Annotated in this window: 28 protein-coding genes; 24 read left to right on the forward strand and 4 right to left on the reverse strand. The window is 64.4% G+C overall.

Annotation, left to right across the window (positions count from 1 at the left end):
* Nucleotides 1–188: 188 nt before the first annotated feature.
* From ABIB90_RS21445 to ABIB90_RS21460, 4 genes are all read right to left on the reverse strand, one after another.
* On the reverse strand, nt 189–824 hold the full coding sequence (locus ABIB90_RS21445) for a MarR family winged helix-turn-helix transcriptional regulator (protein ID WP_354201311.1): 636 nt from the start codon (nt 822–824) through the stop codon (nt 189–191).
* Between the two features lie 839 nt (nt 825–1,663).
* Nucleotides 1,664–2,989, reverse strand: a complete 1,326-nt coding sequence (gene fliI / locus ABIB90_RS21450) for a flagellar protein export ATPase FliI (protein ID WP_007595917.1) — start codon at nt 2,987–2,989, stop codon at nt 1,664–1,666.
* 36 nt (nt 2,990–3,025) lie between these two features.
* Nucleotides 3,026–3,754 carry a flagellar basal-body rod protein FlgF gene (gene flgF, locus ABIB90_RS21455; RefSeq protein WP_354201312.1) on the reverse strand — a complete coding sequence of 243 codons (729 nt, stop codon included), beginning with the start codon at nt 3,752–3,754 and terminating at the stop codon, nt 3,026–3,028.
* 3 nt (nt 3,755–3,757) lie between these two features.
* The gene (locus ABIB90_RS21460; RefSeq protein ID WP_007595912.1) at nt 3,758–4,546 is read right to left on the reverse strand and encodes a DUF1217 domain-containing protein; all 789 of its coding nucleotides are present in this window, start codon (nt 4,544–4,546) and stop codon (nt 3,758–3,760) included.
* A gap of 142 nt (nt 4,547–4,688) precedes the next feature.
* Between ABIB90_RS21460 and motA the strand changes: the two genes are divergently transcribed.
* From motA to ABIB90_RS21580, 24 genes are all read left to right on the forward strand, one after another.
* Nucleotides 4,689–5,588, forward strand: a complete 900-nt coding sequence (gene motA, locus ABIB90_RS21465; protein ID WP_354160439.1) for a flagellar motor stator protein MotA — start codon at nt 4,689–4,691, stop codon at nt 5,586–5,588.
* Nucleotides 5,585–6,523: a flagellar motor switch protein FliM gene (locus ABIB90_RS21470; RefSeq protein ID WP_007595903.1), complete on the forward strand. Its 939-nt coding sequence runs from the start codon at nt 5,585–5,587 to the stop codon at nt 6,521–6,523. The genes motA and ABIB90_RS21470 overlap by 4 nt, the downstream gene beginning before the upstream one ends.
* A complete protein-coding gene (locus ABIB90_RS21475) occupies nt 6,504–6,818 on the forward strand; it encodes a hypothetical protein (protein ID WP_354160441.1) in 315 nt (104 codons plus the stop codon). The genes ABIB90_RS21470 and ABIB90_RS21475 overlap by 20 nt, the downstream gene beginning before the upstream one ends.
* A gap of 76 nt (nt 6,819–6,894) precedes the next feature.
* Complete coding sequence (gene fliN / locus ABIB90_RS21480; RefSeq protein WP_007595899.1) at nt 6,895–7,275, forward strand: flagellar motor switch protein FliN; 381 nt, start codon at nt 6,895–6,897, stop codon at nt 7,273–7,275.
* 2 nt (nt 7,276–7,277) lie between these two features.
* A complete protein-coding gene (locus tag ABIB90_RS21485; protein WP_354201313.1) occupies nt 7,278–8,318 on the forward strand; it encodes a flagellar motor switch protein FliG in 1,041 nt (346 codons plus the stop codon).
* 13 nt (nt 8,319–8,331) lie between these two features.
* Nucleotides 8,332–9,417 carry a flagellar biosynthesis protein FlhB gene (flhB, locus tag ABIB90_RS21490; RefSeq protein ID WP_354201314.1) on the forward strand — a complete coding sequence of 362 codons (1,086 nt, stop codon included), beginning with the start codon at nt 8,332–8,334 and terminating at the stop codon, nt 9,415–9,417.
* Between the two features lie 85 nt (nt 9,418–9,502).
* Complete coding sequence (flgB, locus tag ABIB90_RS21495) at nt 9,503–9,883, forward strand: flagellar basal body rod protein FlgB (protein ID WP_354160444.1); 381 nt, start codon at nt 9,503–9,505, stop codon at nt 9,881–9,883.
* Between the two features lie 11 nt (nt 9,884–9,894).
* A complete protein-coding gene (gene flgC / locus ABIB90_RS21500) occupies nt 9,895–10,311 on the forward strand; it encodes a flagellar basal body rod protein FlgC (protein ID WP_007595894.1) in 417 nt (138 codons plus the stop codon).
* Between the two features lie 2 nt (nt 10,312–10,313).
* Nucleotides 10,314–10,643 (forward strand): flagellar hook-basal body complex protein FliE, encoded by a 330-nt coding sequence (fliE, locus tag ABIB90_RS21505; RefSeq protein ID WP_007595893.1) that lies wholly within the window; start codon nt 10,314–10,316, stop codon nt 10,641–10,643.
* A gap of 15 nt (nt 10,644–10,658) precedes the next feature.
* Nucleotides 10,659–11,447 carry a flagellar basal-body rod protein FlgG gene (flgG, locus tag ABIB90_RS21510; protein WP_007595892.1) on the forward strand — a complete coding sequence of 263 codons (789 nt, stop codon included), beginning with the start codon at nt 10,659–10,661 and terminating at the stop codon, nt 11,445–11,447.
* Nucleotides 11,448–11,460: 13 nt separating this feature from the next.
* Nucleotides 11,461–11,937: a flagellar basal body P-ring formation chaperone FlgA gene (gene flgA / locus ABIB90_RS21515; protein WP_219681286.1), complete on the forward strand. Its 477-nt coding sequence runs from the start codon at nt 11,461–11,463 to the stop codon at nt 11,935–11,937.
* A complete protein-coding gene (flgI, locus tag ABIB90_RS21520; protein WP_354201315.1) occupies nt 11,934–13,064 on the forward strand; it encodes a flagellar basal body P-ring protein FlgI in 1,131 nt (376 codons plus the stop codon). The genes flgA and flgI overlap by 4 nt, the downstream gene beginning before the upstream one ends.
* 64 nt (nt 13,065–13,128) lie before the next feature.
* A complete protein-coding gene (locus ABIB90_RS21525; RefSeq protein WP_007595880.1) occupies nt 13,129–13,887 on the forward strand; it encodes a MotE family protein in 759 nt (252 codons plus the stop codon).
* The gene (flgH, locus tag ABIB90_RS21530) at nt 13,888–14,583 is read left to right on the forward strand and encodes a flagellar basal body L-ring protein FlgH (protein ID WP_354201316.1); all 696 of its coding nucleotides are present in this window, start codon (nt 13,888–13,890) and stop codon (nt 14,581–14,583) included.
* 42 nt (nt 14,584–14,625) lie between these two features.
* A complete protein-coding gene (locus tag ABIB90_RS21535; protein WP_007595878.1) occupies nt 14,626–15,069 on the forward strand; it encodes a flagellar basal body-associated FliL family protein in 444 nt (147 codons plus the stop codon).
* On the forward strand, nt 15,066–15,806 hold the full coding sequence (gene fliP, locus ABIB90_RS21540) for a flagellar type III secretion system pore protein FliP (RefSeq protein WP_007595877.1): 741 nt from the start codon (nt 15,066–15,068) through the stop codon (nt 15,804–15,806). The genes ABIB90_RS21535 and fliP overlap by 4 nt, the downstream gene beginning before the upstream one ends.
* 264 nt (nt 15,807–16,070) lie before the next feature.
* A complete protein-coding gene (locus ABIB90_RS21545) occupies nt 16,071–16,979 on the forward strand; it encodes a flagellin N-terminal helical domain-containing protein (RefSeq protein ID WP_007595876.1) in 909 nt (302 codons plus the stop codon).
* A gap of 267 nt (nt 16,980–17,246) precedes the next feature.
* Entirely contained in the window at nt 17,247–18,158 is a 912-nt protein-coding gene (locus tag ABIB90_RS21550) for a flagellin N-terminal helical domain-containing protein (RefSeq protein ID WP_007595875.1), read from the forward strand.
* Between the two features lie 304 nt (nt 18,159–18,462).
* Complete coding sequence (gene fliF, locus ABIB90_RS21555) at nt 18,463–20,094, forward strand: flagellar basal-body MS-ring/collar protein FliF (protein WP_354160450.1); 1,632 nt, start codon at nt 18,463–18,465, stop codon at nt 20,092–20,094.
* On the forward strand, nt 20,091–20,786 hold the full coding sequence (locus ABIB90_RS21560; protein WP_354201317.1) for a hypothetical protein: 696 nt from the start codon (nt 20,091–20,093) through the stop codon (nt 20,784–20,786). Before fliF ends, ABIB90_RS21560 begins: the two co-directional genes overlap by 4 nt.
* Before the next feature lie 6 nt (nt 20,787–20,792).
* Entirely contained in the window at nt 20,793–22,142 is a 1,350-nt protein-coding gene (locus ABIB90_RS21565; RefSeq protein WP_354160454.1) for a MotB family protein, read from the forward strand.
* Nucleotides 22,139–23,335, forward strand: a complete 1,197-nt coding sequence (locus tag ABIB90_RS21570) for a chemotaxis protein (protein WP_354201318.1) — start codon at nt 22,139–22,141, stop codon at nt 23,333–23,335. The genes ABIB90_RS21565 and ABIB90_RS21570 overlap by 4 nt, the downstream gene beginning before the upstream one ends.
* Nucleotides 23,332–24,663 (forward strand): flagellar hook-length control protein FliK, encoded by a 1,332-nt coding sequence (fliK, locus tag ABIB90_RS21575; RefSeq protein WP_354160458.1) that lies wholly within the window; start codon nt 23,332–23,334, stop codon nt 24,661–24,663. The genes ABIB90_RS21570 and fliK overlap by 4 nt, the downstream gene beginning before the upstream one ends.
* Entirely contained in the window at nt 24,614–25,195 is a 582-nt protein-coding gene (locus tag ABIB90_RS21580) for a transglycosylase SLT domain-containing protein (protein WP_026232641.1), read from the forward strand. Before fliK ends, ABIB90_RS21580 begins: the two co-directional genes overlap by 50 nt.
* Nucleotides 25,196–25,233: the final 38 nt, after the last annotated feature.

The following is a 25,233-nucleotide window of genomic DNA, read 5'->3' on the forward strand; positions in this document are numbered from 1 at the left end:
GGCCGCTTCTCGAGGCCGTATACATGACCGCTCCCCGATCCGTTTGCCGAAGCATCAAAAAGCCCTTGCCGAGAGGGGGCCGTCCATACATGACGGTTTGACGGAGTGTGCGCCACATTTCGTTCTCGCCAACGCTGCGCAATCTTCCGCAAGTAGCGCAGAATCCGCGCGCGGAAATAACGCGTGCCTTACCCTCGGTTCGCGACGCGCGCGCGGTCGAGGTGCTCCTCGATCTTGGGACGGTCGCGGGTGCGCTCGAAACTGGTGCAGAGCAGTTCGGTCTCCTCCAGCGAAACCGGCGCGCGATACAGCCGGCACATGAATTCGGCCGTTGCGCGTCCCTTGCCGGTACCCGGCCCGCGTTCGGCGAGAAACATGCAGTCTCGGCAGATGCTGGCATCGAGCCGCTGATGCGCCGCGTCGAGGTGATTGAGGATCTCGCGCAGCGAATCGCGCAGCCTGACGCACTCGTCGGGTCCGAGCGCGGTGACCGCGTTCAGCACGTGATTGATCGGATCGTGCTGGCTCAGGCACTTCTCGCCCTGCGCAGTGACGTGCAGCACGACAGAACGCTTGTCTTCGTGCGACGGCTTTCGCACCAGGAAGGATTTGCCCTCCAGCGTCTTCACGATCTGCGATGCAGTGGCCCTGGTGGCGCCGATGAAGCCGGCCAGCGCGGACGGCGTGCGCGAAAACCTGTTGGCGCGGCCGAGGAAGCGCAGCGCCATCCATTCTCGATCGCGCAACCCATGCTGATTGCCTTCGAAATACCAAGCCCTCGCCGCCTGAACCAGCAGCTCCACGGCTTCTCTTGCCAATGGCATGAATTCCTACCTTGCCCCGGGAAAAACGTTTGCGGCGCCCCGGAGCCGCCTTCGGTCGTTGCGCACCAGCCGTTCGCGAGAAGCTGCAGCACCGGCAATGTCCGATACATGCACCGTGCTCTTCTCTCGCATGAAGGCACGGACTGCCCGGGGCCCGACCCGGACCGATGGGCATTGCAAGCTATGGCGCGGGAAGCGGTGTTGCTGATGGTATGCCATTCGCGGCGTCGTCGCACGGGAGCCCGAGTAGCCGTCGCCAGCAGACGATGGATCGGAGTAGTTCAACCGAAGCCCCTAAGGTTCAAGTCACACGCAGACGTTTCTTATCTTCGACGAAACGATGAATGAGCTTCTCAACAAAATCAAGTAGAGACCCTCTCGGAGACTGGATGTCGTCGCAGGCGAATGTAACGTTCAAGACAATCTCGCGCTTCGGGACACATGATGGTGAACGCAATACGCTGTCCCACCAGCAACATGCACGCGACTATGCGACAGTTTTATTGCACGGCCCATTGTTGGCAGTCGTTGATGCAAGTTGATCGAAGCTTGTGCACGACGACGATGTGCCTCGGCATGTCATCCACAACTTGTGCGTTCTGCCAAGAATTGTCCGAGGGAACTCACAGGAAGTACACGCGGCGGTTGTCCGGGCCGGAGGATGGAGTCGCATTCGGCGCGGCTGCCTCACCCGAACGGTGGAGAAGATCACGGCCGAAACCGGAGACGGTCGCGCAGGCGCATGCGCTGTAAGCGTGGCGGCATGCGCAATCGCCTGTCGAAAACAACGAGCAAGGTGCGATCGCGGGCGCCTCGCGGCCGACCCAAGTTGAGACTTGCTAGTCGCCCTTGAGCATATCCCGCAGTTCGCGAAACGGATCGGCGCTTGGCGCGGCCGAGGCGTCCTGCCGCATCGCGCCGTAGATTCTCGGAACCATGTCGACCGCCTGATCGAGCCCCGAATCACGTCCCGTTTGGTATCCGCCCATCAGGCGAAGGTCGCGCGTGTCCTCGTATTTGGCGATCATGGCGCGCAGCTTGCTCACCAATTCGCGCTCTTCGGGATCCCAGACGTTATGGGCGAGGCGGGAGACCGAACCCAGAACGTCCACCGCCGGGTAGCGCGCCTGGTCGGCGATGTGCCTGGAGAGCACGATGTGTCCATCGAGTGTGCTGCGGATGGTATCGGCGATCGGCTCGTTGTGATCGTCGCCGTCCACCAGCACGGAGAAAATCCCGGTGATCGTCCCGGACCCCTCCTCGCCGGGGCCGGCGCGCTCCAGAAGGCGCGGCAGATCGGTGAAGACGGTGGGTGCGTAGCCGCGTGCGACCGCGGGCTCGCCGGCGGCGAGCGCAACTTCACGGGCTGCGTGGGCGAAGCGGGTGATCGAATCGACCATGAGCAGGACCGATTCGCCGCGGTCGCGGAAATATTCGGCGACCGCCATGGCCGTCTTCGGCGCCAGTCGTCGCATCATCGGGCTCTCGTCTCCCGTCGACACGATCGTGACGGCGCGGTGACGATCGGCGCCCAGCACGTCCTCGATGAACTCGCGCACCTCGCGGCCGCGCTCGCCGACCAGCGCCAGCACGACGGTGTCGAAGCCCTGACTGCGGGCGAGCATCGCAAGTAGCGTCGATTTACCGACGCCGGAACCGGCAAAGATGCCGACGCGCTGGCCGGCGCAGATCGGGGCGAACAGGTCGATGACGCGTACGCCGGTGCGCAGCGGCTTGTGGACCCGCGCGCGCTTCATGGCCGAAGGCGCCTCCGCCTCGGCCGAGACCGGACGCGACCCGGGGGTGAGAGGGCCCTGTCCGTCCAGCGGCGCCCCGAGCGCGTTGATGACGCGGCCCTTCCAGCTCGGATCGGGCGCGAAGGACAGTGGCGGCATCCGGTAGGCGACCGAGCCGAGGCCGCCGGCGAACTGCCGGTCGAACGGCTTGGCGATGATACCCTCGCTGTCGATCCGCACCACCTCGCCGATCTGGGGCTTGCCGCCGGAGTTGACGCCAATCAGTTCGCCGAGCCTGACGAAGCGCGACAGGCCGGAGACGCGGAAATGCGTCGACGCGATCTCGGAGATCGCGCCGCTGACGCTTGCCAGGGGAGTGCTCTGCTGAAGCTCCAGCAGCGCCCACTCAAGTTGCCGAAGAGCGTTCAAGGAAACCGTCCAACCTCATTGCGCGCGGAGCGCAGTCTATTTGCCGGGTTCGCCCAGCGTCCGGATTGCGTTCTGGAGCGAGCTCTCGGTGCCCTCGATCATCGAATTGGTGCCGTCGAAGGCGCGCGAGGCCGCGATCAACTTCGTCAATTCCATCATCGGATTGGCGCCGGAGCCCTCGACATAGCCCTGCTTGAAGCCGTCGCGGGAGAAGTCGGCGATGGCGGTCGCAGGCCGGTTGGGCGTGACGCCCGAATTGCCGTAGCGGTCGAGATTGGCGTCGGCGGGAATGTTGAACAGGCCGATGGTGCCGATTTCGTTGTTGTCCTGGGTGATCGCGCCGCTGCGCGCGATGGAGACCGGTCCGCCGTTCGGATCGAGGGTGATCTGGGCGCCGCCGGAATCGATGACCGGGAAGCCGGACACGGTCTGAAGGTCGCCGTTGGCGGCGATCTGGAGGCGACCGTCGCGCGTATAGACCGTGCCGTTCGGACCGGCGAAGGCGATCCAGCCCTGTCCGACCACGGCGACGTCGAGCGGGTTGCCGCTCTCGCTGATGCTGCCCATCTCGCGCGAGATGATGTTGTCGCCGGGCGAGGAGAAGGCGACCGGGTTCGCGCCCGCCTTGGACAGCACCGTCTCGAACTTCACCACGTCGGTGCGGAACGCCGCCGTGTTGACGTTGGCGACGTTGTTGGCGATCGTCTGGAGGCGCTTTTCGAGGGCGACCTGCGCCGACAATCCTACATAGAGGGCCGATTGCATGACTTACCTGTTGAACTTGATGTTCTGAAGTGTCGTGAGCACGTTGCTATCCATGCTGATCGACGGTGCGGCGCCGCCGATCAGGACCAGCGCCGGGTTGGTCGAGGTGTCGCTCTGGGCCTGGGTCGCATCCCACATCGCCGCGAAGCGCTGCACGAATTTGGTGACCTTGGCCGGGTCCTGGAAATCGGTGAGCTTGATCTTGCTCGTGATCATCTTGGCCTGGGCATCGATATCAGCCGAACTGATCGTCGACGGCAGCCCGAGCGCCGTCTGGACCACCTGCGTCATCGCCTTGTCCGCGAGGATCTGGTAGGAATTGGTGATCGTGGAGGCCTTGCGCGTGAAATAGAGCGCCAGCCGCAGGCCCTCGTTCTGGTCGCCGGCCTTCTCCTCCATCGTCTGCGTGACGTATTGGGTCGCCGTGCCGGCCGTGGCCGCGGCGGTTTGTGTCGCCTTGTCGCCGAGGGCGGCGAAATTGAACGCGGCGGCGAATTGCCGATAGCGGGTGTCGGTCAGCTTGTTGGCGAAGGTCTTGTTGTCGGCGATACCCTCGGTCAGCACCTTGCGCATGAACGCCTTGGCGTAGGTCATGTCGCTGAGGCCATATGCCTTCATCGCGTAGGAATAGAGGCGATAGTCCTTCAGGAAGTCGTCGATGGTCTTCACGTTGCCGATGTGGCTGAGGAAGTAATCGGTATCGCGGCTGACATCCGGCTGCGTCGCGACCTGTGTCAGCGACTTGCCCATGTCCTTGGTCAGTCTGGTGTAGTCCGCGATGGTGGATAGCATGACCCGCGCCCCTCTGGCCGCTCTCGCGACGTCGTCCCAAGCTGCCGTGAATCGCTTGCGCGAGGCTGGCGAGGGGGAAGCCAGCCTCGCGCAAGGCTCGCCGACTAGATATTCCCGATGGGATCGGTGATGGAGCGGCGCGTTGGGCAGTTTCGTGGGGATCGTCATCACGGTAGCGGCACTGCTGGGCGGATTCGCCGCCATGGGCGGGCATCTGGGCGTGCTCATGCAGCCGTGGGAGTTCGTGATCATCATGGGCACCGCGGCTGGCACCTTCATCATGGCCAATCCCTGGAAGACGGTCGCGGATACCGGGCTTGCCTGCGTGCAGGCAGTGACGGGGGCGGTGCCCGGCCAGCGCTACTATCTCGATCTGCTCGGCGCGCTGCACGCGCTGATGCGGGAGCTGCGGGGCAAGGGCCGCAACGAGGTCGAGGCGCATATCGACGATCCCGCGTCCTCCGAGATCTTCAAGGCGTTCCCGAGCGTGCTCGGAGATCCGTCGCTGCTCCAGTTTATCTGCGATTACGTCCGTCTCATCATCATGGGTAATGCGCGAACGCACGAGATCGAAGCGCTGATGGACGAGGAGATCCACACCATCGTGAAGAGCAAGCTGGCGCCCTATCACGCGCTGGTGGTGGTCTCGGAAGCTCTGCCTGCGCTCGGCATCGTCGCCGCGGTGCTCGGCGTCATCAAGGCCATGGGCGCACTCGACCAGTCGCCGAAGCTGCTGGGCGGCTTCATCGGCGCCGCCCTCGTCGGCACTTTCGCCGGCATTTTCCTGTCCTACGGCATCATTTCGCCCTTCGCGATGAAGGTGAAGATGACGCGGGAGAAGCGTTGCCGGCCCTACATCATCGTCAAGCAGACGCTGCTGGCGTTCATGAACGGCGCCATGCCGCAGATCGCCGTCGAGCACGGCCGCAAGATGATCGCGAGCCCCGAGCGGCCCTCGATCGACGTCGTCGAGAACGAGACGATCGCGGGCCCCAAGGCGGTCGTGACCGAAGCTGAACCGAAGGCTGCGCGCGCATCATGATGGAAGCCCTCGACGTCGATCAGCGCAAGCCGCTGCCGAACTATCTGCTGGACGCCGCCGGCATCTCGATCGAGCGCATGCCGATGCTCAATGTGATCTTCGATCGCATGGCGGCATCGTGCACGGACAGCCTGCAGCCGATGGCTGGAACGCCATGCTATTTTTCGGTCAACGGCATCACCAACGACCGTGTCGGCGACATCGTCAAGGACTACGAGGCGAACGCGGTCGCGGCCGTGCTCTATGCCGAGCAGTGGGACTCCCGCATCATCATCATGCTCGACCGCGACTTCGTGTTCACGATGGTCGAGGCGATGTTCGGCTCCGACGGCGCCGAACCGCCGCTCGACGTCGAGCGCAGCTTCTCGAACATCGAGATCCGCCTGGTCCAGGCGCTGTTCGAGCGGTTCGCCAAGGCGCTGCAATCCGCTTTCGCCGGCACCTCCAACGTCACCTTCCGCGTCGAGCGGGTCGAGACCGCCATGGCGTCGCTGGCGATCGGGCGCAGCGGCAACATGTCGATCTGCGCGAACATCATGCTGCAGGCGCTCTACCGCGGCGGTCAGATGTTCCTCATCATTCCGCACTCCGCGCTCAACCCGCTCAGGCAGAAGCTCGCGACCGTCGTCGTCAGCGACGGCCGCGCGGCCGATCCGCGCTGGCGCGAGCAGATGGAGACCGAGGTTCACCGCACCGAGGTGACGCTGAGCGCCGTGCTGGACGAGAAGATGATTTCGCTCGGCGACGTCGTGAAGTTCCAGGTCGGACAGGTGCTCGAGCTCGAAGCCACGCCGCGCACGCTGGCCCGGCTCGAGAGCAACAACCAGGTGCTGTTCTGGTGTCAGATCGGCCAGCTTGATGGCTATTACGCCATGCAGGTGGCAGATCCCGTCGATCAGAAACGGGAGTTCGTCGATGATATCCTATCTCGTTGATGCCGTGCTGCTGATCGCGCTCGCCTTCACCAGCATGCGGGTGACCCGGATGCATCGTGAGCTGGCGCGGCTGCGCAGCTACCAGGGCGAGTTCTCGACCATCGTCCAGGAGACGGCAGGCGCCTTCGACACGGTCATCACCGCGGCGCATGATTCCACCGCAAACCTCGGACGGCTTGCCAACGTGCTGAGCACGAAGATCGATCAGGCCCACGAGGCTATCGCGGCGCTCGATGCGAGGAGCGGGCTCGGATCCGCGGCGACCGCGGGCGGCGCCGACGTGAACAAGCATTGAAGCCGAAACCGGCGGAATAAATACGGTCGGAACGTTGCGGCGCTCCGGGAGTGGAAATACCAAGAGGCGATACCAGATGGCGCAATCCTTCGATTATGAGTCAGCATCGGCGTCCGACGAGGGGCATACCGAGACATCTCCGCTGGAGCGGCTGGCGGAGATCGCCGCGCGCACTGCGGAGGAGACCGGCAAGTTCGCCAATGTCGACGCTATCCTGCGCATTCCCGTGACCATGCAGGTGGTGCTGGGATCGGCCACCATTCCGGTGGCAAACCTGATGAAGCTCGGCCGCGGCGCGGTGGTTCCGCTCGACCACCGGGTCGGCGAACCCGTCGACGTCGTCGTCAACGGCCGCGTCGTCGCCCGCGGCGAGGTGGTCGTGGTCGAAGAAGACAATTCCCGCTTCGGCGTCTCGCTCACCGAAATTGTCGGGCCGTTGGGACAGGGTGATACCTGACCATGGCGGCACAGGTCGGCATGGCTCCCATCAAGCAGCGAGGCGTTGCCACGCTGGGCGGGACGGAGAAGGTCGCGGCACTCCTGCTCGCCATGGGCCGGCAGGCGGCCGCGAGCGTGCTCGCGCAGTTCGAGCCGCAGGATATCCGCACCGTTACAAAGGCCGCGGCCGAGCTGCGGCCGATCACGGCGCAGGAACTCGAAGCGATCGTCGAGGAGTTCGCCCAGCAATTCTCGATGGGCGCCAACATTCTCGGCACCCTCGGCGGCCTGGAAGCCGTGCTCGGCGACGTGCTTCCGGCCGACCAGGTCTCGGCCATCATGTCGGACCTGCTCGGCAATTCGAGCCGGTCCGTGTGGGACCGCGTCTCGTCGGTGTCGGAAAACTCACTGGCAAGCTACCTGTCCAAGGAGCATCCGCAGACCGCGGCGCTCATCCTGTCCAAGGTCAAGCCGTCCTGCGCCGCCAAGGTCATGAGCCAGCTGCCGTCGAGCCTGCGCAACGAGCTGATGCGGCGCGTGCTCAGCCTCAAGCCGATCGCCGACGACGCCCTGAGGGTCCTCGAGAAGACGCTGCATGAGGATTTGACGCTGAATTTCGCCCGCAACCTCGGCGCGGACACTTATGCCCGCGTCGCCGACATCATCAACAAGATGGAGCGCGGACACATCGAGGACATGCTGAAGAGCCTGTCGGAGAAGCGGCCGAAGTCGGCCGAAGTGCTGAAGGAGCTGCTGTTCACCTTCGACGACGTGACCAACCTGACGCCGAAGGCGCGCACCATGATCTTCGACCAGGTGCCGACCGATCGCATCGTCATCGCGCTGAAGGGCACGGACAAGCACTTCCGCGAGATGATCCTGTCCTCGGTCGCCTCGCGCGTCCGCCGGGTCGTCGAGCACGAACTCGCCATTGGCGAACCGTCGAACCAGCGCGATGTGCTGGAGGCGCGGCGCGTGATCACCGACCTCGCGCTCGACCTCGCGGAAAAGGGCGAAATCGAGCTCAACCCCGAGCAGGAGGATGAGCTGGTCTTCCGCTGACCGCTGAACCGGCATGGCAGAAACAACCGATCAGGAGAGCAAGACAGAAGAGCCGACCGAGAAGAAAGTCCGCGATGCGCTCGAACAGGGCAAAATCCCGGTCTCTCGGGAGGCTTCCATCTTCGCGTCGATGGCGGCTCTGATGGTGATCCAGATGTTTCTGATCGGTCAGGGCGTGCAGCAATTGACGCCGATGCTGTCGGGCTTTCTCGACGATCCCGACGGCTTCCCTCTCAGCACCGGGGCCGACGCCCTCAACCTTCTCACAGTGGTAGGCCTTCAGGCATTGCGATTCCTGGTGCCGCTAGTTGTCACTCTGTCGGCGTTCGGGCTGGCAGCCTCGCTGTTGCAAAATGCTCCCAGCCTGGTGCTCCAGCGCATCACGCCGGATCTATCGCGAATCTCGCCGCTCAGCGGCTGGAGCCGGCTGTTTGGATCGCAGGGCCTTGTCGAGTTCGCCAAGTCGCTGTTCAAGCTCGCCGCGGTGACTATCGTCGTCGTGTTCGTTCTGCGCTCGTCGGAAGCGAAGGCGTTCGAGGCGATGTACACTGATCCGGTCGCGCTGCCGGAGATGATTCTCAATATCGCCATGCGAATCGTCTCGGCGATCTGCATCGCGACCATCGTCCTGGTCGCGGTCGATCTCGCCTGGGCGCGCTTCCACTGGCGGCGCGAGCTGCGCATGACGCGGCAGGAGATCAAGGACGAGCACAAGCAGGCCGAAGGCGATCCGCTGATCAAGGCGCGCCTGCGCTCGCTGGCGCGCGACCGCTCGCGCCAGCGCATGATCGCCTCCGCATCGCGCGCGACGTTGGTGATCGCGAACCCGACGCACTTCGCGATCGCGCTGCGCTACAATCGCGAAGAAAATCCGGCCCCGATCGTCGTGGCGAAGGGCATGGACGTGATTGCGCTGAAGATCCGCGAAGTCGCCGAGCAGAACCGAATTCCGGTGATCGAGAACAAGGCGCTGGCGCGCGCGCTCTACGAGGCGGTTCAGGTCGACCAGGTGATTCCGGCGGAGTTCTTCCGGCCGGTCGCCGAGATCATCTACTTCCTGCAGTCCAAGCAGACGCCGCGATCCGAGAAGGTCCAGTAGAATTCCGAGGACGGCGTCCCTTCCATCAGCCTGACGAAAGCTTGCGACCCTAAGGTTACACCGTCTGAACCAGAATGGTGCTGCCGTGGGACCGCTCTATCTCTTCGAACTCGCATCGTCGCAGGCGCGATATCTCGAGCTCCGCCAATCGACGATCGCCACCAACGTCGCCAACGCCAACACGCCGGGCTTCAAGGCGCGCGACGTCGAGCCCTTCAACAAGGTGCTCGATGGCATGCCGGTGAGGCTCGCGACGACGGCGCCATCCCACATGCAGCTCTCCGCTGCCGAGAGCGACACCCGGGCGACCGCGAAGAAGGACAGCTGGGACGTGGTTCACTCCGGCAATTCCGTCAGTCTCGAGCAGGAAATGATCAAGGGCAGCGACGTCAGTCGCGACTACTCGATGAACTCGGCTATCGTGCGGTCGTTTCACCGCATGCTGCTGTCGAGTGCGAAGACCTGAGGTGAACTGACATGCTGGACTCACTGCAATCCTCGTTGACGGTCGCGAGCTCCGGGCTCGAAGCGCAGTCGACGCGCATGCGCATCGTCTCGGAGAACCTCGCCAACGCGACGTCGACAGGGCGCGCCGCGGGCGCCGATCCCTATCAACGCAAGACGATCACCTTCGATGCCGCGATGGACCGCGCCTCGGGCGCGCAGCTGGCGAAGGTCAAGGAAATCGGCGTCGACACCACGCCGTACCGCGTGGAGTACGAGCCGGGGCATCCCGCTGCCGACAAGGCCGGCTACGTCAAGCTGCCGAACGTCAACATGATGATCGAGATGGCGGACATGCGGGAAGTCAACCGCTCCTATGAAGCCAATCTCCAGGTCGTGAAACAGGTGAGGTCGATGCTGGGCATGACCATCGACCTGCTGAGGAGCTGACAATGCTTGAAGCAATTTCATCCACGGCGATCTCAACTGCGCAGGCGGCGAGCCGCGCGACCGAGGCGCAGGCCATCTCGCCGGCGGCCACGCCCGCGATCCAGTCCGGCGGCGACGTCGGATTCGAATCGGTCATGAAGCAGGTGACGACGGACGCGATCGGGACGCTGAAGGCGGGCGAGGCTGCCTCGATCTCGGCGATGCAGGGCAAGGAATCGACGCGGCGCGTCGTGGAGGCGCTGATGTCGGCCGAGCAGGCCTTGCAGACGGCGGTCGCAGTTCGCGACAAGGTCGTGCAGGCCTATCAAGAAGTCGTTCGGATGTCGATCTGATCAAGGAGTGACGCTGTGAAATCGCTTGCTATCGCGGCCACGGGCATGAACGCCCAACAGACCAACATCGAAGTCATCGCGAACAACATCGCCAACATCAACTCGACGTCGTACAAGCGGGCGCGTGCCGAGTTCACCGATCTGTTCTACCAGATGGACCGCATGCAGGGCGTTGCCAACACCAGCGGCTCCTCGCCGATTCCGGAAGGCGCCAATCTCGGCCTCGGCGTCAAGTCGGCGGCGATCCGCAAGCTGCACATCCAGGGCGCGCTCACGCAGACAGGCAATCCCTACGACATGGCGATCAACGGCCGCGGCTGGTTTCAGGTGCTCGGCCCGAACAACGAGGTGCAGTATACCCGTGCCGGCTCGTTTAACACCAATGCCAACAGCCAGCTCGTCACGACCGACGGCTATCTGCTGGATCCCGCTATCACGGTGCCGCAGGGAACGGTCCAGGTCACGGTCAACCAGACCGGACAGGTGTTTGCCAAGCTGGATACGGAAGTGAACCCGAGGCAAATCGGCCAGCTCAACCTCGCCAATTTCGCCAACGAGGCCGGCCTCGAACCGCTGGGCAGCAATCTCTATCGCGAAACCACGGCGTCCGGCACGCCGGTCGTCGGGCTGCCCGGCGATTCCGGCTACGGCAAGATCAACCAGCAATATCTCGAAGCCTCGAACGTCGACCCGGTCAAGGAAATCACCGAGTTGATCTCTGCCCAGCGTGCCTACGAAATGAATGCCAAGGTCATCCAGGCCTCGGATGAAATGGCCCAGACGGTCTCGAAGGGCATGCGCTAGTTCCGGTGTATCCATGTTGAACAGGATGGGCTCGATCATGCGCGGGTTGGCCGCCGTGCTGCTGGTTCTCGTCTCGGCGCGTCCCGCCGCGGCCGAGGAGAAGCGGCTTCCCGTGCCGGCCGTCTCGATCCGCGCCGGCGAGCTGATCCGGGACGACATGATCACCGAGCGCGCCTTCGCGCCGAACGTGCTCGGCGTGGCCATGTTCATCGAAGGACGCCAGGTCCTGGTCGGCCGTATGGCGCGTCGCGCGCTGCTCCCCGGCCAGCCGATCCCGACCAACTCGGTGGAGGATCCCTGGACGGTCGCCCGCGGCGCGATGGTCAAGGTCGTGGTCGAAGACAGCGGCCTGTCGATCGTGACCTACGGCGCAGCGATGCAGTCGGGTGCGCCCGGCGCGCTGATCCCGATACGAAACACCGACACCGGTGTGATCATCAGGGCCGTCGTCCAGCCGGACGGCACCGTCAAGGTCGTGGACGGGTCATGACCAGAGTCCTGCTTGCGCTCGTCCTGCTCGTTTCCGCCGCCAGCGCCCAGGCCGCCGTCCGCATCAAGGACATCGCGGACATCAAGGGATTGCGCGAAAACCAGATCGTCGGCTACGGCCTCGTCATCGGCCTGAACGGCACCGGCGACACGCTCCGCAATGCGCCGTTCACGGAGCAGTCCCTGCAATCGATGCTCGAGAACATGGGCATCAATGTCCGGAACGAGACCACGAGCACCAACAATCCGCCGCGTCCGACGACGCTGCGCACGCGCAATGTCGCGGCCGTGATGGTGACCGCGGACCTGCAGCCCTCGATCGGTGCGGGCGAGCGCATGGACGTGACCGTGTCGTCGCTCGGCGATGCGACCTCGCTGCTCGGCGGCACCCTGGTGATGACGTCGCTGCGCGCGGCGGACGGCGCGGTCTATGCAGTGGCGCAAGGCGCGGTCACGGTCGCCGGTTACAGCGTCGGTGGCCAGGCCCAGAACGTCAGCCAGGGCTCGCCGACCGCGGGCCGCATTCCGAACGGCGCGCTGGTCGAGCGCGAGGTGCAGGGTAGCCTCCACGAAATGGAGTATCTTGTGCTGGAGCTCAAGAACCCCGACTTCGTCACCGCAACGCGAATCCTCGACGCCATCAATCGCTACGCGGGCGGACGCTACCGCGCGCAGATCGCCTTCGAGCGCGACTACCGCACCATCGTGCTGTCGAAGCCGCGCCATATCGGACCGGTCCGCTTCCTCGCCGAAATCGGCGAGCTGACCGTAGAGCCGGACACGCCGGCGCGGGTCGTGATCAACGAACGTACCGGCACCGTGGTGATCGGACGCGACGTACGGATATCGACCGTTGCCGTGACGCACGGCAATCTGACGGTCCGCGTCACCGAGCTTCCCGTGGTGTCGCAACCGGCGCCCTTCTCGAAAGGGCAGACGGTGGTCGTGCCCCAGACCGTGGTCGAGGCCAACGAAGCCGGATCGCAGGTGGCGATCCTGAGCGGCGTCGATCTCCAGCGCCTGGTGCGCGGCCTGAACCAGATCGGCCTGAAACCATCCGGCATCATCGCGATCCTCCAGGCGATCAAGACGGCCGGCGCCCTCCAGGCGGATGTCATCGTGCAATGACGCGTAAGCGCCGTGCAAGCTTGGTCGCTCAATGCTCTCTCGACCGAGAATCGTACGCGGGCCGATGTTGAAGCTGGATCATAAAGCCAAACTCCTCCTCCTGGTCGCGGCCTCCGCGCTCGCGAGCGCTTCGCCCGTCCTGGCGCTGGATGAGGCCAAGCCGTCGAAGCCGCTCAACCTGCTGTCCTTCGCACGCGCCCGCGCGCCTGGCCCGCAGAAGCCGATCTCGTCGATCCCGAGCGACAATGCATCGATGCGAGCGACGGCGTGGGCAGCCGAAGATTCGGGACCCGCGACCACGGGTGCCGTGCCGGCCTCCGAGAAGCCCGCGCCGGCAGCCACAGCCGCGCCGCGACCGGCCAAGCCCGGCAGCGTCACGGCGCCGCCGAAGCCGGTGCCGCCCCCGGCCGCTGCAACCGCGGACAACGAAGTCGCCCTGTTCTGCAGCAATGTCGCCGACCCCGCCGTCGATGCAAGGCTGGCTTGGCAGCTCAAGGAGCTGGAAAAGGCCGAGAACCAGCTTCGCGAGCGGATCGCCGAGGTTGAGGCCAAGCGCGCGGAATATGAGAAGTGGATGGCGTTGCGCGACGACTTCCTGAAGAAGGCCGAAGCGAGCGTCGTCGAGATCTACTCGCGCATGAAGCCGGATGCCGCCGCAACCCAGATCGCCGGAATGGCAGACGAGACGGCTGCGGCCGTGCTCGCAAAGCTCAGCCCGAGGAGCTCGAGCGCAATCTTCAACGAGATGGAGACGGGGCGCGCGGCGCACCTCGCCGATCTGCTCGGCGGAATGCGTCGCGTGGATGACGGAAAGACCAAATAGATGAAGAACCTGATCCTCATCCTGTCGCTGTTCTCGCTTGCCGGATGCGTCACTGATCCGGCCGAGGTCCTGACTGGCCCGCGATTGTCGCCGGTCGGGAGCGGGCTGAGGACGCAGGCCGATCCGATTCCCGTGACGCCCCGTATGCACTCGCCCGTCAGCTATCGCTCGACCTGGGACGATGGCACCGACCTCTACCGCGATCCCCGCGCCCGGCGCGTTGGCGACGTCGTGACGGTGATCATCTCGATGCAGGACAAGGCCAAGCTGGACAACAAGACCGGCCGCTCGCGAGATTCGCAGATCAAGTTCGGGCTCGACTGGCTGATGGACGTTGCGGGATGGCAAGACAAGGGCTCGGCGAGCGCCAACCTCAACACCAACACCCAAATCAAGGGCAACGGCCAGATCGACCGCACAGAGGATATCAAGCTGTCGATCGCGGCCATCGTCACCGACGTGTTGCCGAACGGCAATATGATGATCAGCGGCTCGCAGGAATTCAAGGTCAACACGGAAATGCGCGTGCTCAACGTCGGCGGCATCGTGCGTCCACGTGATATCTCGCGAACCAACACGATCTCCTACGAGAAGATCGCCGAGGCACGCGTGGCCTATGGCGGTCGCGGAAATCTCTCTGACGTGCAGCAGCCTGGATGGGGACATCGGATCTATGACGCCGTGGCACCGTTCTGAGATGCGCGACCGTCGGGCCGCGTCGCGGGGGCAGGGGACGTCATGCGCCTGATTGCAGCCATCCTGGTGTTGACCCTGATCGCGATCGGTGCGGGCGCGCTTGCCGGCCTGCATCTGTTTGCGGCCGCCGAGCGCGTCGCCGATGCGAAGAAAACCGCCACGCCGCCGCCTCTTGCCTCGAGCTACGCCGGCAGCGCGCGGCTCAGGAAGCTGTCCCCGATCGTGACTAATCTTGGCGCGCCGGCCAACAACTGGGCCCGCATCGAAGCCTCCATGGTGACCGAGAGCATGAGCGACGAGGATGCCGGCATCCTGGCGGCCCATGTCAGCGAGGACATCGTCACCTATCTGCGGTCGGCGACGGTGGCGCAGTTCGAGGGATCGCGCGGGCTTCAGCACCTGCGTGACGACCTGACCGAACGCGCCAATATCCGCTCCTCGGGCAAGATCCGCGAATTGATCATTGAGACGTTGGTGATTCAGTGAAACTGAGAGTCCTGCTGCTTGCGTTGCTCCTGGTCGTGCTGCCCGAAGTGGCACTGGCCCAGATTCCGGACCTCAATTCGCTGCTGCCGCCGGGCAACGGCTCGACCAGCGGCCGGATCATCCAGCTGATGGCGGTGATCACGGTGCTGTCCGTGGCGCCGGGACTGCTCATCATGGTGACGAGCTTCACGCGATTTGCGGTGGCGCTGTCGTTCCTGCGGGCCGGTCTCGGCCTCCAGACCACGCCGGCAAATCTGGTGCTGATCAGCCTTGCGCTGTTCATGACCTTCTACGTGATGGCGCCGACCTTCGACCGCGCCTGGGAAACCGGCATCCAGCCGCTGATGAAGAATGAGATATCGGAGGAAGAGGCCTATCTGAAGATCACCGATCCGTTCCGCGAATTCATGCTGGCCCATGTTCGCGACAAGGATCTGCAGACGTTCGAATCGCTGGCCGCGGAGAGCTTCCGCAGGAAGTTCGACGACAAGCGCGTCGACATGCGCGTCATCATTCCGGCCTTCATGATTTCCGAGCTCAGGCGCTCGTTCGAAATCGGATTCCTCATTATCCTGCCGTTCCTCGTCATCGACATGATCGTGGCGACGCTGACCATGTCGATGGGCATGATGATGATGCCGCCGACGATCCTCGCACTTCCGTTCAAGATGCTGTTCTTCGTGCTGATCGACGGCTGGAACCTGCTCGCCTCCGGGCTGGTGCGGTCGTTCTCGTAACGGCAACGAGCGCCAGAGGGATCGTTATGGTTAGCGAGAAGTACCGCCCTATGGTTAGCAATAGGTACTGTTAACCATCTGATTTTACGGCGTAATTCAAGCCGATCTTAATCTGCGCGCAAGATTCGGCGTGTTAGTAATGCGGCACGGCGGGTTGGACCCCACCCATATCAGTCCAAAGGCATGATGCCGCCCCTCCGTACCGGTGAAAGCCCGGTATGTCCCCTCGTGAAAATGTAACGCGTACATAAAGGGACATTCGCAATGTCAAGCCTGCTTACGAACTCGACCGCCATGACCGCACTCCAGACCTTGCGGTCTGTGAGCTCGCAGCTCTCCACCACGCAGACCCGCATCTCCACCGGCCAGCGCGTCTCGACCGCCTCGGACAACGCTGCCTATTGGTCGATCGCGACGTCTATGCGCGCCGACAACGCCGCGCTCTCGGCGGTCTCCGACTCGCTTGGTCTGTCGGCCGCGACCGTCGACACCGAATATACCGCTCTGACCACGGTCATCGGCGACAAGGACTCCGGGCTGACCAAGCTCCAGTCCCTGCTGGTCGAAGCCAAGACCGCCGGTATCGACCGCAGCAAGATCCAGGCCGACGTCACCCAGATCCAGCAGCAGATGAAGGCGACAGCCAGTGCGGCGACCTTCAACGGCATCAACTGGCTGAGCACGACCGCCACGACGCCGACGACCTTCAGCCTCGTGTCATCGTATTCGCGTATCGGCGGCACGCCCACCATCGGCTCCATCACCGTGACGACCGCCAACTACTCGCTCTACACCTCGGCGCAGGGCGGCATTCTGGACACGGCTGGTTCGACCGCTCCGTCGATCGACACGATGAGCATCTCCGCGCTGACCGACTCGGCAGCTGACCAGACCACGCTCGATGGCTACATCGCGCAGGTCACCGCTGGCATCAACTCGGTTGCCTCGGCCGCCGCCAATCTCGGTGCCGTCAAGAACCGCCTCTCGACCAACACGGACTTCGTGAAGTCGCTGATGGACTCGGTGGACCGCGGTATCGGTCAGCTCGTCGACGCCGACATGAACCAGGAGTCCACCCGGCTGTCGGCCCTCCAGGTCCAGCAGCAGCTTGGCGTGCAGGCGCTCTCGATCGCCAATAACAGCAGCCAGAGCATCCTGTCGCTGTTCCGCTAAACCTCGAACCATCCGGGGAGGGCCGCGCTTCTCGCGAAGCGCGGCCCTTTCGCTTGGCCGTGACGTCGCGCGCCGTAATTTCGGCTGCCCTGTTGCGGTCAAGACACAGGGCCACAAGCCCCGCACAAGCTTCGCGGGCTATCGTCGCCGTTACGACAGGTTGGGCCTTGACGCTTTTGCGCAGCCCAAAGGCATGACGCCGCCCTGCCGTACCGGTGCAAGTCCGGTATGTCCCCAACTCAATCCAATCTCCAAAGGGACATCAAAATGGGTTCTAGCCTCCTCACCAACTCGTCTGCAATGACCGCGCTGCAGACCCTTCGCAACGTCAGCTCGCAGCTCGCGACGACGCAGAACCGGATCTCAACCGGTATGCGTGTTTCGACCGCCTCAGACAACGCCGCCTATTGGTCGATCGCGACGTCGATGCGCTCCGACAACGCCGCGCTTTCCGCGGTTTCCGACTCGCTCGGTCTGTCGGCTGCGACCGTCGACACCGAATATACTGCTCTGACCTCGGTCATCGGCGACAAGGACTCCGGCCTGACCAAGCTCCAGGCGCTGCTGGTCGAAGCCAAGACCGCTGGTATCGACCGCACCAAGATCCAGGCTGACATCACCCAGATCCAGCAGGATATGAAGCTCAAGGCCAACTCGGCGACCTTCAACGGCATCAACTGGCTGAGCACGACCGCCACGACGCCGACGACCTTCAACCTGGTGTCGTCGTACTCGCGCGTCGGCGGTACGCCCACCATCGGCTCCATCACGGTGACCACCGCCAACTACTCGCTTTACACCTCGGCGCAGGGCGGCATTCTGGACACGGCCGGTTCGACCTCTCCGTCGATCGACACGATGAGCATCTCCGTGCTGACCGACTCGGCAGCTGACCAGACCACGCTCGATGGCTACATCGCGCAGGTCACCGCCGGCATCAACTCGGTGGCCTCGGCCGCCGCCAATCTCGGTGCCGTCAAGAACCGCCTCGCGACCAACACTGAGTTCGTCAAGACCCTGATGGACTCCGTGGATCGCGGTGTCGGCCAGCTCGTCGACGCCGACATGAACGCGGAATCGACCCGGCTGCAGGCGCTCCAGACCCAGCAGCAGCTCGGCGTTCAGGCGCTCTCGATCGCCAACCAGAACAGCCAGAGCATCCTGTCGCTGTTCCGCTAAGTCGCGGCTTCGAAAACGACCGTGCTCCTCAGGGAGCACGGTCTCCGTCATGAACGGCGGATCTGACGGCACACGACGTGCCAACATCGATCTCCTGACGCCACCTTCCAGGCAACACGCCGTCGCCGATCGCGCCGCGATGCGACCGGCCGTCCGCTTGTTGCCGACGCGCGCGATTGCGTCACTCAGTCTCTTGTAAAATTGCAACGCCTCGCCTGCGAACCGACACATTCGTGGTCTCGCGCAACCTTCAGACAAGGTTGGCAGCAGAGTGTCCTCTACGTTCGCATTGGTATGAGGTCACATGCTGTTCAGTCGTGCGCAGATACAGCAACTGCTCAACAATCTGCTGGAGCTTGGGCCGCGACGCCTGATGGCCTTGGGATTGATCGGTTTCGCCGTTCTCGTCACCGTCGTGGGCGGCGCCTATTATCTGAGCCGGCCTGAATTCGAAACGCTCTATACGGGCCTTTCCCGCGAAGATGTGACGCGCATGGGTGCCGCCCTGCGCGAGCAGAACATCACCTTCGACGTCAGTACGGCCGGCGACGCGGTCTCGGTGCGTCCGAGCCAGACCATGCAAGCGCGGATGCTGCTCGCCGAGAAGGGGCTGCCGACCAGCGCAAATTCCGGCTACGAGCTGTTCGACAAGATCGGGTCGCTGGGTTTGACCTCGTTCATGCAGGAGGTCACCAAGCTCCGGGCGCTGGAAGGCGAAATCGCCCGCACGGTGCAGTTGATGAAGGGCGTGAAGGCGGCGCGGGTGCATATCGTGATGCCGGTGCGGGGGTCGTTCCGCGCGACGCAGCAGCCGCCTTCGGCATCGGTCGTGCTGCGCACCGACGGCGCGATCGAGGCACGCACGGCGCAGTCGATCCGTCATCTCGTCGCGGCGGCCATTCCGGGCATGACTCGCGACAAGGTCACGGTGCTGGACGCCGACGGTTCGATGCTGCTTGCCGAAGAGGACGAGGCGACTGCTGCTCCGACCAAGATGGCGAGCCTGCAGAAGACGGTCGGCGGGATGGTGCAGGAGAACATCCGCAAGGCGCTGACGCCGTATCTTGGCCTCGACAATTTCGAAGTGAGCGTTGCATCGCAGCTCTCCACCGACAAGCGGCAGATCAACGAAACTGTCTACGACCCCGAAAGCCGCGCCGAGCGCTCGGTCCGGAATGTCCGCGAGAACGAGAAGTCACAGAACGCGGATCGTTCGCAGCCGACCACGGTGCAGCAGAATCTTCCCGACCAGCAGGTGAACGCCGGCGGCACCAAGAACTCCAGCGAGGACAAGACGCGCCGCGAGGACGTCACCAATTTCGAGGTCTCGTCCAAGACCACGACGACGGTGAGCGACGGCTATTCGGTGAAGAAGCTGTTCATTGCCGTGCTGGTGAACCGCGGACGGCTCATTGCCGACCTCGGCGACAAGAGCAACCAGGCCATCGTCGACAGCAAGCTCGCCGAGATCAGCCAACTCGCGGCCACGGCCGGCGGTCTGGACAAGGCGCGCGGCGACCAGATCCAGGTGACGGCCGTCGATTTCATCGAAGGCTCGCGCGAACTGGCGCCGGTGCCCCCGATCAGCTTCGTCGAGATGATCAACAAGCAGCTCGGCAGCGTCATCAACGCGGTCACGATCCTGGCCGTCGCTTCGATGCTGGTGTGGTTCGGACTTCGTCCTGCGGTCAACGGCATTTTGACCCATCGCGCGGCGCAGGAGCAGACCGAGGCGGCGGAAGCTGCCCAGCTCGAGGCTGCCGCCGGCGCCCTTGCATTGGCAGACAGCGAGGAGAGCGAGCTCAACCTGGTCGAAGACCTCGAAGGCAAGATGCAACGAACGCCGCAGAAGCGGCTGGAGCAGATCGTCCGTCTCGATCAGATGCAGGCGGCAGCGATCCTTAAAGACTGGATGCGACGCGAGGAGGCGGCATGAACGCGGCAATCGGAAAGCTCCTGACGCAATTCGACGCGAACGGGCGGGTCAAATCGCCTCCGCCTCCACCGCCGCCCAAAATCCAGGATGTGCTGACGAGGCCGAAGGAAGCCCGGCGCGAGCCTCAGCCGCAGCCCCAGACCCATTCGCAACCGCAGCTTCAGTCGCCGCCTCCGGCGCCGAAGGCGGAAGCCCCGGCGGCCAATCTCCTGGACGATGCCTTTCGGCGCGGGCATGCGGCCGGCGTCGCGGAGGGCGAGTCCAGGATCGCCGAGGAAAGAGTTCGCAGCGCGATCCGGCTCGGTGAAGAGCGGGCCAAGTGGTCCGACCAGCAGGCGGTGGCGGTGGTCAGCGGCTTCGAGACGGCTTGCCGCGAAATCGAGACCAACATCGCGAGCTCCGTTGCGCGGATATTGCTGCCGTTCCTCGCCGATGCGGTCCGCGACAAGGCGATCGGGTCGCTGGTCGAGCAGATTGCGGCGCTGACCGGCAATTCGCCGGTGCCGGTGTTCAAGGTCACCGGCCCGAGCGAACTGCTCGACCTGGTGAGGACGCAGCTCGGGACGGCGCGTCGAACCGGCTTCGAGTATGAGGCCGCCGATACTTTCGAGGTTCGCGTCGTGGCCGACCAGACCGTGATCGAGACGCAGATCACAGCCTGGAGCGAGCGCCTGAAAGAGGCGCGCCGGTAGTCCGTCATGAATGAGGTGAAGTCAGAACTCGTCATCATCCGCCGGCGGAGCGCCTTCGACGACGAGAAACCGCACGGCGGCGTCTGGAAGATCGCCTATGCGGACTTCATGACAGCGATGATGGCGTTCTTCCTGGTGATGTGGCTGATCAATGCACTCAACCAGGATCAGAAGCAGGTGGTCGCGAGCTATTTCAATCCGATCAAGCTCGCGGAGAACGCACCTGCCCCGAAGGGACTCAAGGATCTCTCCAAGAAGGAGCCGTCGTCGTTCGACGGCCAGGACGGCAGGCGCCAGCCGGGAGGACCGAGCGAGGAACGTCGCGGTGACTCTCCGACGGCCGAGAAGCCGCCCTTCTACGAGGAGAAGGTCCTGTTCCGCGATCCCTATACGACGCTCGCCGAGATCGCCAGCAGTGCGAACCAGGCCTCGGGCCAGCGGCGCGCCGGCGCCCTGACGTCCGCCGAAGAGGATGGCCTCAAGGGAGGCGACGCCTACCGAGATCCGTTCGATCCGGGCTATTGGAAGCTTGCGCCGCAGGCGGCCAAGGATGCCGATCGCATCATCGAGGGCGAACCCAAGCCCAAGCCAGAGCCCGAGTTCAAGTCGAATGCGTCCACGCGCGACACTGCGTCCGGGACAGGCCAGGGCGAGCCGCAGGCACGCCGAGCCAGGCAGGACGATGCCGGCGGAAGCGTGGCTCCGAACGGCGACGCGTCGTCCGCAAGCCTGTCGCCTCTGCTGCCGCCGGGGCCCGCGTCGTCGCTGTTCTCACGCGAAGGGAGCGCGCAGCCGGGTGCCCAGGCTGGTAATCAAGCCAATGCCGCCGCGCAGCCGCGTCCCAACGATGCGACGAAGGAATCCGAGCCGCGCGACGCGGTTCAGGCCCAGCAATTAACGGTCAAACAGCTTCAGTCGGCGATCGCGGATGCGCTGTCAGACGTCAAGGCCGGCGCGGGACCGGTGGCCGAGGTGCGTCAGGTCGAGGAAGGCCTGCTGATCAGCCTAACCGACGATGCGAACTTCGGCATGTTCGCGGTCGGCTCGGCTGAGCCGCGGCCCGAACTCATCCGTGTGATCGACAAAATCGGCCCGCTGCTGACAAAGCGTCCCGGCGTGATCATCGTCCGCGGCCACACCGACAATCGGCCGTACCGTTCGGAGACCTACGACAACTGGCGGCTGTCGACGGCCCGTGCGCAGATGGCCTATTACATGCTGGTCCGCTCCGGCGTCGATGCGCAGCGCATCGAGCATGTCGAGGGTTATGCCGATCGGCGGCCGAAGCTTCAAAACGATCCGGCGGCCGCGCAGAACAGGCGGATCGAGATCATGGTCCGGGAGAAGCGTCCTTGATCTGGCCCCTTCTCCGAGCCGCGCTGCTGCTGCCGTTCACGGCGGCGGCCGCATTCGCCGAGGCGGCGCCGGTGCCGGCACCGGCGGCATCGACATCGAGCGAGCCGTATGAGCTCGTTCGGGCGTTGCAGACCGTGCAGGACGGCATCGCTAATGGCGATAGTGCGGCACACGGCAGCCACGGCGCATTGATCAGGCAGATCGGCGAAAAATTTCTCGCCGCCGATCCGGGCGTGTGGAGTAATTCGCAGAACGGTCAGGCCGCCGTCATCTATCTGCTCAGCGGCGGCGCACCGCAAATCATCCGCAAGCTGCCGCGAGACAAGCTGAACGTCGACGGACGGCTGTTCGATGGCGCGCTTGCCTATGTCGAAGGTCGTCAGGACGAAGCGCGCGAACTGCTCAAGGACGTCAAGCCGCGGACAATTCCGTCGGGCCTGGGCGGACAGCTCGCGCTGGTGCAGGGCGCGCTGTTCGCACGCGCCGAGGCATCGCTCGCAATCGAGCGTCTGGATGACGCGCGCCTGCTCCTGCCGGGCACATTGGTGGAGGAGGCAGCGCTGCGGCGAGAGATCTTGCTGGTCGGGCAAGCCGAGGATTTCGACAAGTTCGAGTTCCTGGCGCTGGCTTATATCCGGCACTACCACAACTCGGTCTATGCGGGGGACTTCTGGCAGCGTTTTTCCACGGGTCTGACGCAGTCGAGCCTCGCGCTCGACGAGCGTCGGTTTGCGCGGATCAGCACTTTGCTGGAGCAGATCGACCGCGCGAGCCGCCTCAAGCTCTATCTCGTGATCGCGCGCACCGCGATGGTGCGCGGAGGGCTGGCCGTGACCCGGCTTGCCGGCGAACGCGCGCTGGCACTCAGCGCCGATGCCTCGGCGGAGCGCGAGCGGGCGCATTTGTTTCGCGGCGTGTCGCGGGCGCTCACCGACGAATATGACGGCGGTCTCGCCGAGTTGAAGGCGCTCGACCGGTCGAAGCTGCCGGAGCGCGACATTCCCTTTCTCAATGCAACGGTGCAGCTCGCACTCGACGTTCGCAAGCCGTTCGCTGGCGGATCCGCCGCCGCAGCCGACAAGCCTCCGGTCACGCCGGCGCGTCTCGACCTCGCGTCGTCGACCGCAACGCTTGCTCGCGCGCAGAAGCAGCTCGGCGAGCTCGAACTCCTCACCAGGGATCGCCGTCCATGACGAAGCTCAGTGGAACCTCCGGACAGGTCTTTTCGAGTCTCGCCGAAAGCCTCAACATGCGGGGCACATCGCGCTCCGGCAAGAGCGCCGGGGCGAAAGCGCCGGCGGACTCGTCCTTCAACGATCTGCTGCACACCGTCTCGAATCTCGCGAAGCGGGCGCTCAACGACGGGGGCAGCGACACGGCCGTCAAAGCCGGAACGCTGCGGACGCGCCTGGCGCACCAGAGCGGGAAGGACAACGCGAGCGACGAGGAAGAGCCCGGATCCAGCGAGAATCTCACCGAGAAATCTTCCGACAAAAAGGTCGACAAACCCTCCGGGAAACATGGACTTCTCGATCATACCGAGCAGGCCGACGTCCAGAGCCGATCGAGCATTGCCGGGATCATCGGGCAGGAGAGCGTCGCCGGGCCGCAGGTCGTGATGCCGCAGATGCAAGCACCGGCCGGCGACAAGAAGGGTGCGTCCGGGCGCGACGAGCGGTCTGCCACGACGAAGCGCGACGTTCAGGCCATGGGCACGTCGAAGGCGACAGCCGAGCTCCCATCTCCGGTGGCTCCAGCCGCCGCGCATTCGCAGGCCGCGACTTCGCACGCCGGAGTTACCGACCAGGCGTCATCGCCGGAAAGCAGTGTGCCGCCGACGGCAACGGCACCCGGCTTCGAGGCCATCGCGGCCAATGTCGAGCGTGCCGCCAAGGCTTCGGCGCGGGATACATTGCCCGGAACGACCAAGGTCACCGTGGTCCAGCAGGAGACCCATCTGCCGCCGGCGCAGTTCAACGCTCCGCAGCAGGTTGCCAACGCTGTCGTCGCCGAGCTGAAAGAAGCTCCGGCACCGACGGCCTCCGCAGCTCCAGATCTTACCACGTCCCAAGCCAATGCGCCGGATCAGCCGCTCAAGATCCTGACTATCAATCTCGAGCCGGCCGCGCTCGGCAATGTCACCGTGCGCCTTCGTCTCGTCGGCAACGAAGTGTCCGTCCACCTCGCCGCCGAGCGCAAGGACACGAGCCAGATGCTGGACCAGCAGCGCGATTCGATCCGCGACCTGATGCAGTCGGCGGGCTACGTCGCCGATGTTGCACCCGTCCAGCACGGCTCGCTGGATGGTTTCCAGAGCGGCTCCGGCCAGTCGCAGCCGCAGCTTTCGGGCCAGCAACAGCCCTCGTCGCAGTCGCAAGGCACGTTCGACGGTACCAGCAATTCGTCGGGACAAGCGGACAGCGGCGCGAAGCAAGCCCGACAGGAGCGCCAGTCCAACCAGGAGACGCGTCATGACCAGGACGTGGCGCCGCAGATTCGTCGCGGCCCTGTTTATCTGTAACGCCGGCGCTGCGGCTGCAGCAACCGACAATTCGCGCCCGTGCGAGCGCGAGATGGCGCGTGCGTCCCAGCAGCACGGAATCCCGCTCGGCATTCTCTACGCGGTCGGCTTGACCGAGACCGGGCGGCGCGGCGCACTTTATCCTTACGCGCTCGGCGCCGAAGGACAGACCGTATTCGCCAAGGACATGAACGACGCGATCGCCAACTTTGAAGCCATGCGAGCCAAGGGGATCAAGCTGATCGACCTCGGCTGCATGCAGATCAACCATTACTATCACGGCGACAAGTTCGCCTCGGTGCGGGCGATGTTCGATCCCGCAGGGAATGTCGACTACGCCGCGCGCTTCCTGAAGGAGTTGAAGCAGCGTGAGGGCAGCTGGACCATGGCTGTCGCCCGCTACAATGCAGGCCCCAACAACCAGCCGGCACAGAAGCGCTACGTCTGTCACATCGTCGCGCATCTCGTCTCGAGCGGCTTCGGCGCGTGGACCGACAAGGCGCGCTCGTTCTGTCAGCCGAAGACGACCTGAAGGGCCGACACCAAGTTGTGCATTGGCCTCCATCATCA

The sequence above is a fragment of the Bradyrhizobium sp. JR4.1 genome (assembly GCF_040548605.1).
Classification (GTDB): Bacteria; Pseudomonadota; Alphaproteobacteria; order Rhizobiales; family Xanthobacteraceae; genus Bradyrhizobium; species Bradyrhizobium canariense.

What these genes read in the sequence shown, in the direction of transcription:
- ABIB90_RS21565 (WP_354160454.1), top strand. Translation starts at nt 20,793, where the DNA reads ATGAATGAGGTGAAGTCAGAACTCGTCATCATCCGCCGGCGGAGCGCC.
- ABIB90_RS21485 (WP_354201313.1), top strand. Translation starts at nt 7,278, where the DNA reads ATGGCGGCACAGGTCGGCATGGCTCCCATCAAGCAGCGAGGCGTTGCC.
- fliE (WP_007595893.1), top strand. Translation starts at nt 10,314, where the DNA reads ATGCTTGAAGCAATTTCATCCACGGCGATCTCAACTGCGCAGGCGGCG.
- flgF (WP_354201312.1), bottom strand. Translation starts at nt 3,754, where the DNA reads ATGCAATCGGCCCTCTATGTAGGATTGTCGGCGCAGGTCGCCCTCGAA.
- flgA (WP_219681286.1), top strand. Translation starts at nt 11,461, where the DNA reads ATGTTGAACAGGATGGGCTCGATCATGCGCGGGTTGGCCGCCGTGCTG.
- ABIB90_RS21550 (WP_007595875.1), top strand. Translation starts at nt 17,247, where the DNA reads ATGGGTTCTAGCCTCCTCACCAACTCGTCTGCAATGACCGCGCTGCAG.
- ABIB90_RS21460 (WP_007595912.1), bottom strand. Translation starts at nt 4,546, where the DNA reads ATGCTATCCACCATCGCGGACTACACCAGACTGACCAAGGACATGGGC.
- flhB (WP_354201314.1), top strand. Translation starts at nt 8,332, where the DNA reads ATGGCAGAAACAACCGATCAGGAGAGCAAGACAGAAGAGCCGACCGAG.
- ABIB90_RS21580 (WP_026232641.1), top strand. Translation starts at nt 24,614, where the DNA reads ATGACCAGGACGTGGCGCCGCAGATTCGTCGCGGCCCTGTTTATCTGT.
- fliK (WP_354160458.1), top strand. Translation starts at nt 23,332, where the DNA reads ATGACGAAGCTCAGTGGAACCTCCGGACAGGTCTTTTCGAGTCTCGCC.
- ABIB90_RS21535 (WP_007595878.1), top strand. Translation starts at nt 14,626, where the DNA reads ATGCGCCTGATTGCAGCCATCCTGGTGTTGACCCTGATCGCGATCGGT.
- flgH (WP_354201316.1), top strand. Translation starts at nt 13,888, where the DNA reads ATGAAGAACCTGATCCTCATCCTGTCGCTGTTCTCGCTTGCCGGATGC.
- ABIB90_RS21475 (WP_354160441.1), top strand. Translation starts at nt 6,504, where the DNA reads ATGATATCCTATCTCGTTGATGCCGTGCTGCTGATCGCGCTCGCCTTC.
- flgI (WP_354201315.1), top strand. Translation starts at nt 11,934, where the DNA reads ATGACCAGAGTCCTGCTTGCGCTCGTCCTGCTCGTTTCCGCCGCCAGC.
- ABIB90_RS21525 (WP_007595880.1), top strand. Translation starts at nt 13,129, where the DNA reads ATGTTGAAGCTGGATCATAAAGCCAAACTCCTCCTCCTGGTCGCGGCC.
- ABIB90_RS21470 (WP_007595903.1), top strand. Translation starts at nt 5,585, where the DNA reads ATGATGGAAGCCCTCGACGTCGATCAGCGCAAGCCGCTGCCGAACTAT.
- ABIB90_RS21545 (WP_007595876.1), top strand. Translation starts at nt 16,071, where the DNA reads ATGTCAAGCCTGCTTACGAACTCGACCGCCATGACCGCACTCCAGACC.
- fliN (WP_007595899.1), top strand. Translation starts at nt 6,895, where the DNA reads ATGGCGCAATCCTTCGATTATGAGTCAGCATCGGCGTCCGACGAGGGG.
- fliF (WP_354160450.1), top strand. Translation starts at nt 18,463, where the DNA reads ATGCTGTTCAGTCGTGCGCAGATACAGCAACTGCTCAACAATCTGCTG.
- ABIB90_RS21445 (WP_354201311.1), bottom strand. Translation starts at nt 824, where the DNA reads ATGCCATTGGCAAGAGAAGCCGTGGAGCTGCTGGTTCAGGCGGCGAGG.
- flgC (WP_007595894.1), top strand. Translation starts at nt 9,895, where the DNA reads ATGCTGGACTCACTGCAATCCTCGTTGACGGTCGCGAGCTCCGGGCTC.
- ABIB90_RS21560 (WP_354201317.1), top strand. Translation starts at nt 20,091, where the DNA reads ATGAACGCGGCAATCGGAAAGCTCCTGACGCAATTCGACGCGAACGGG.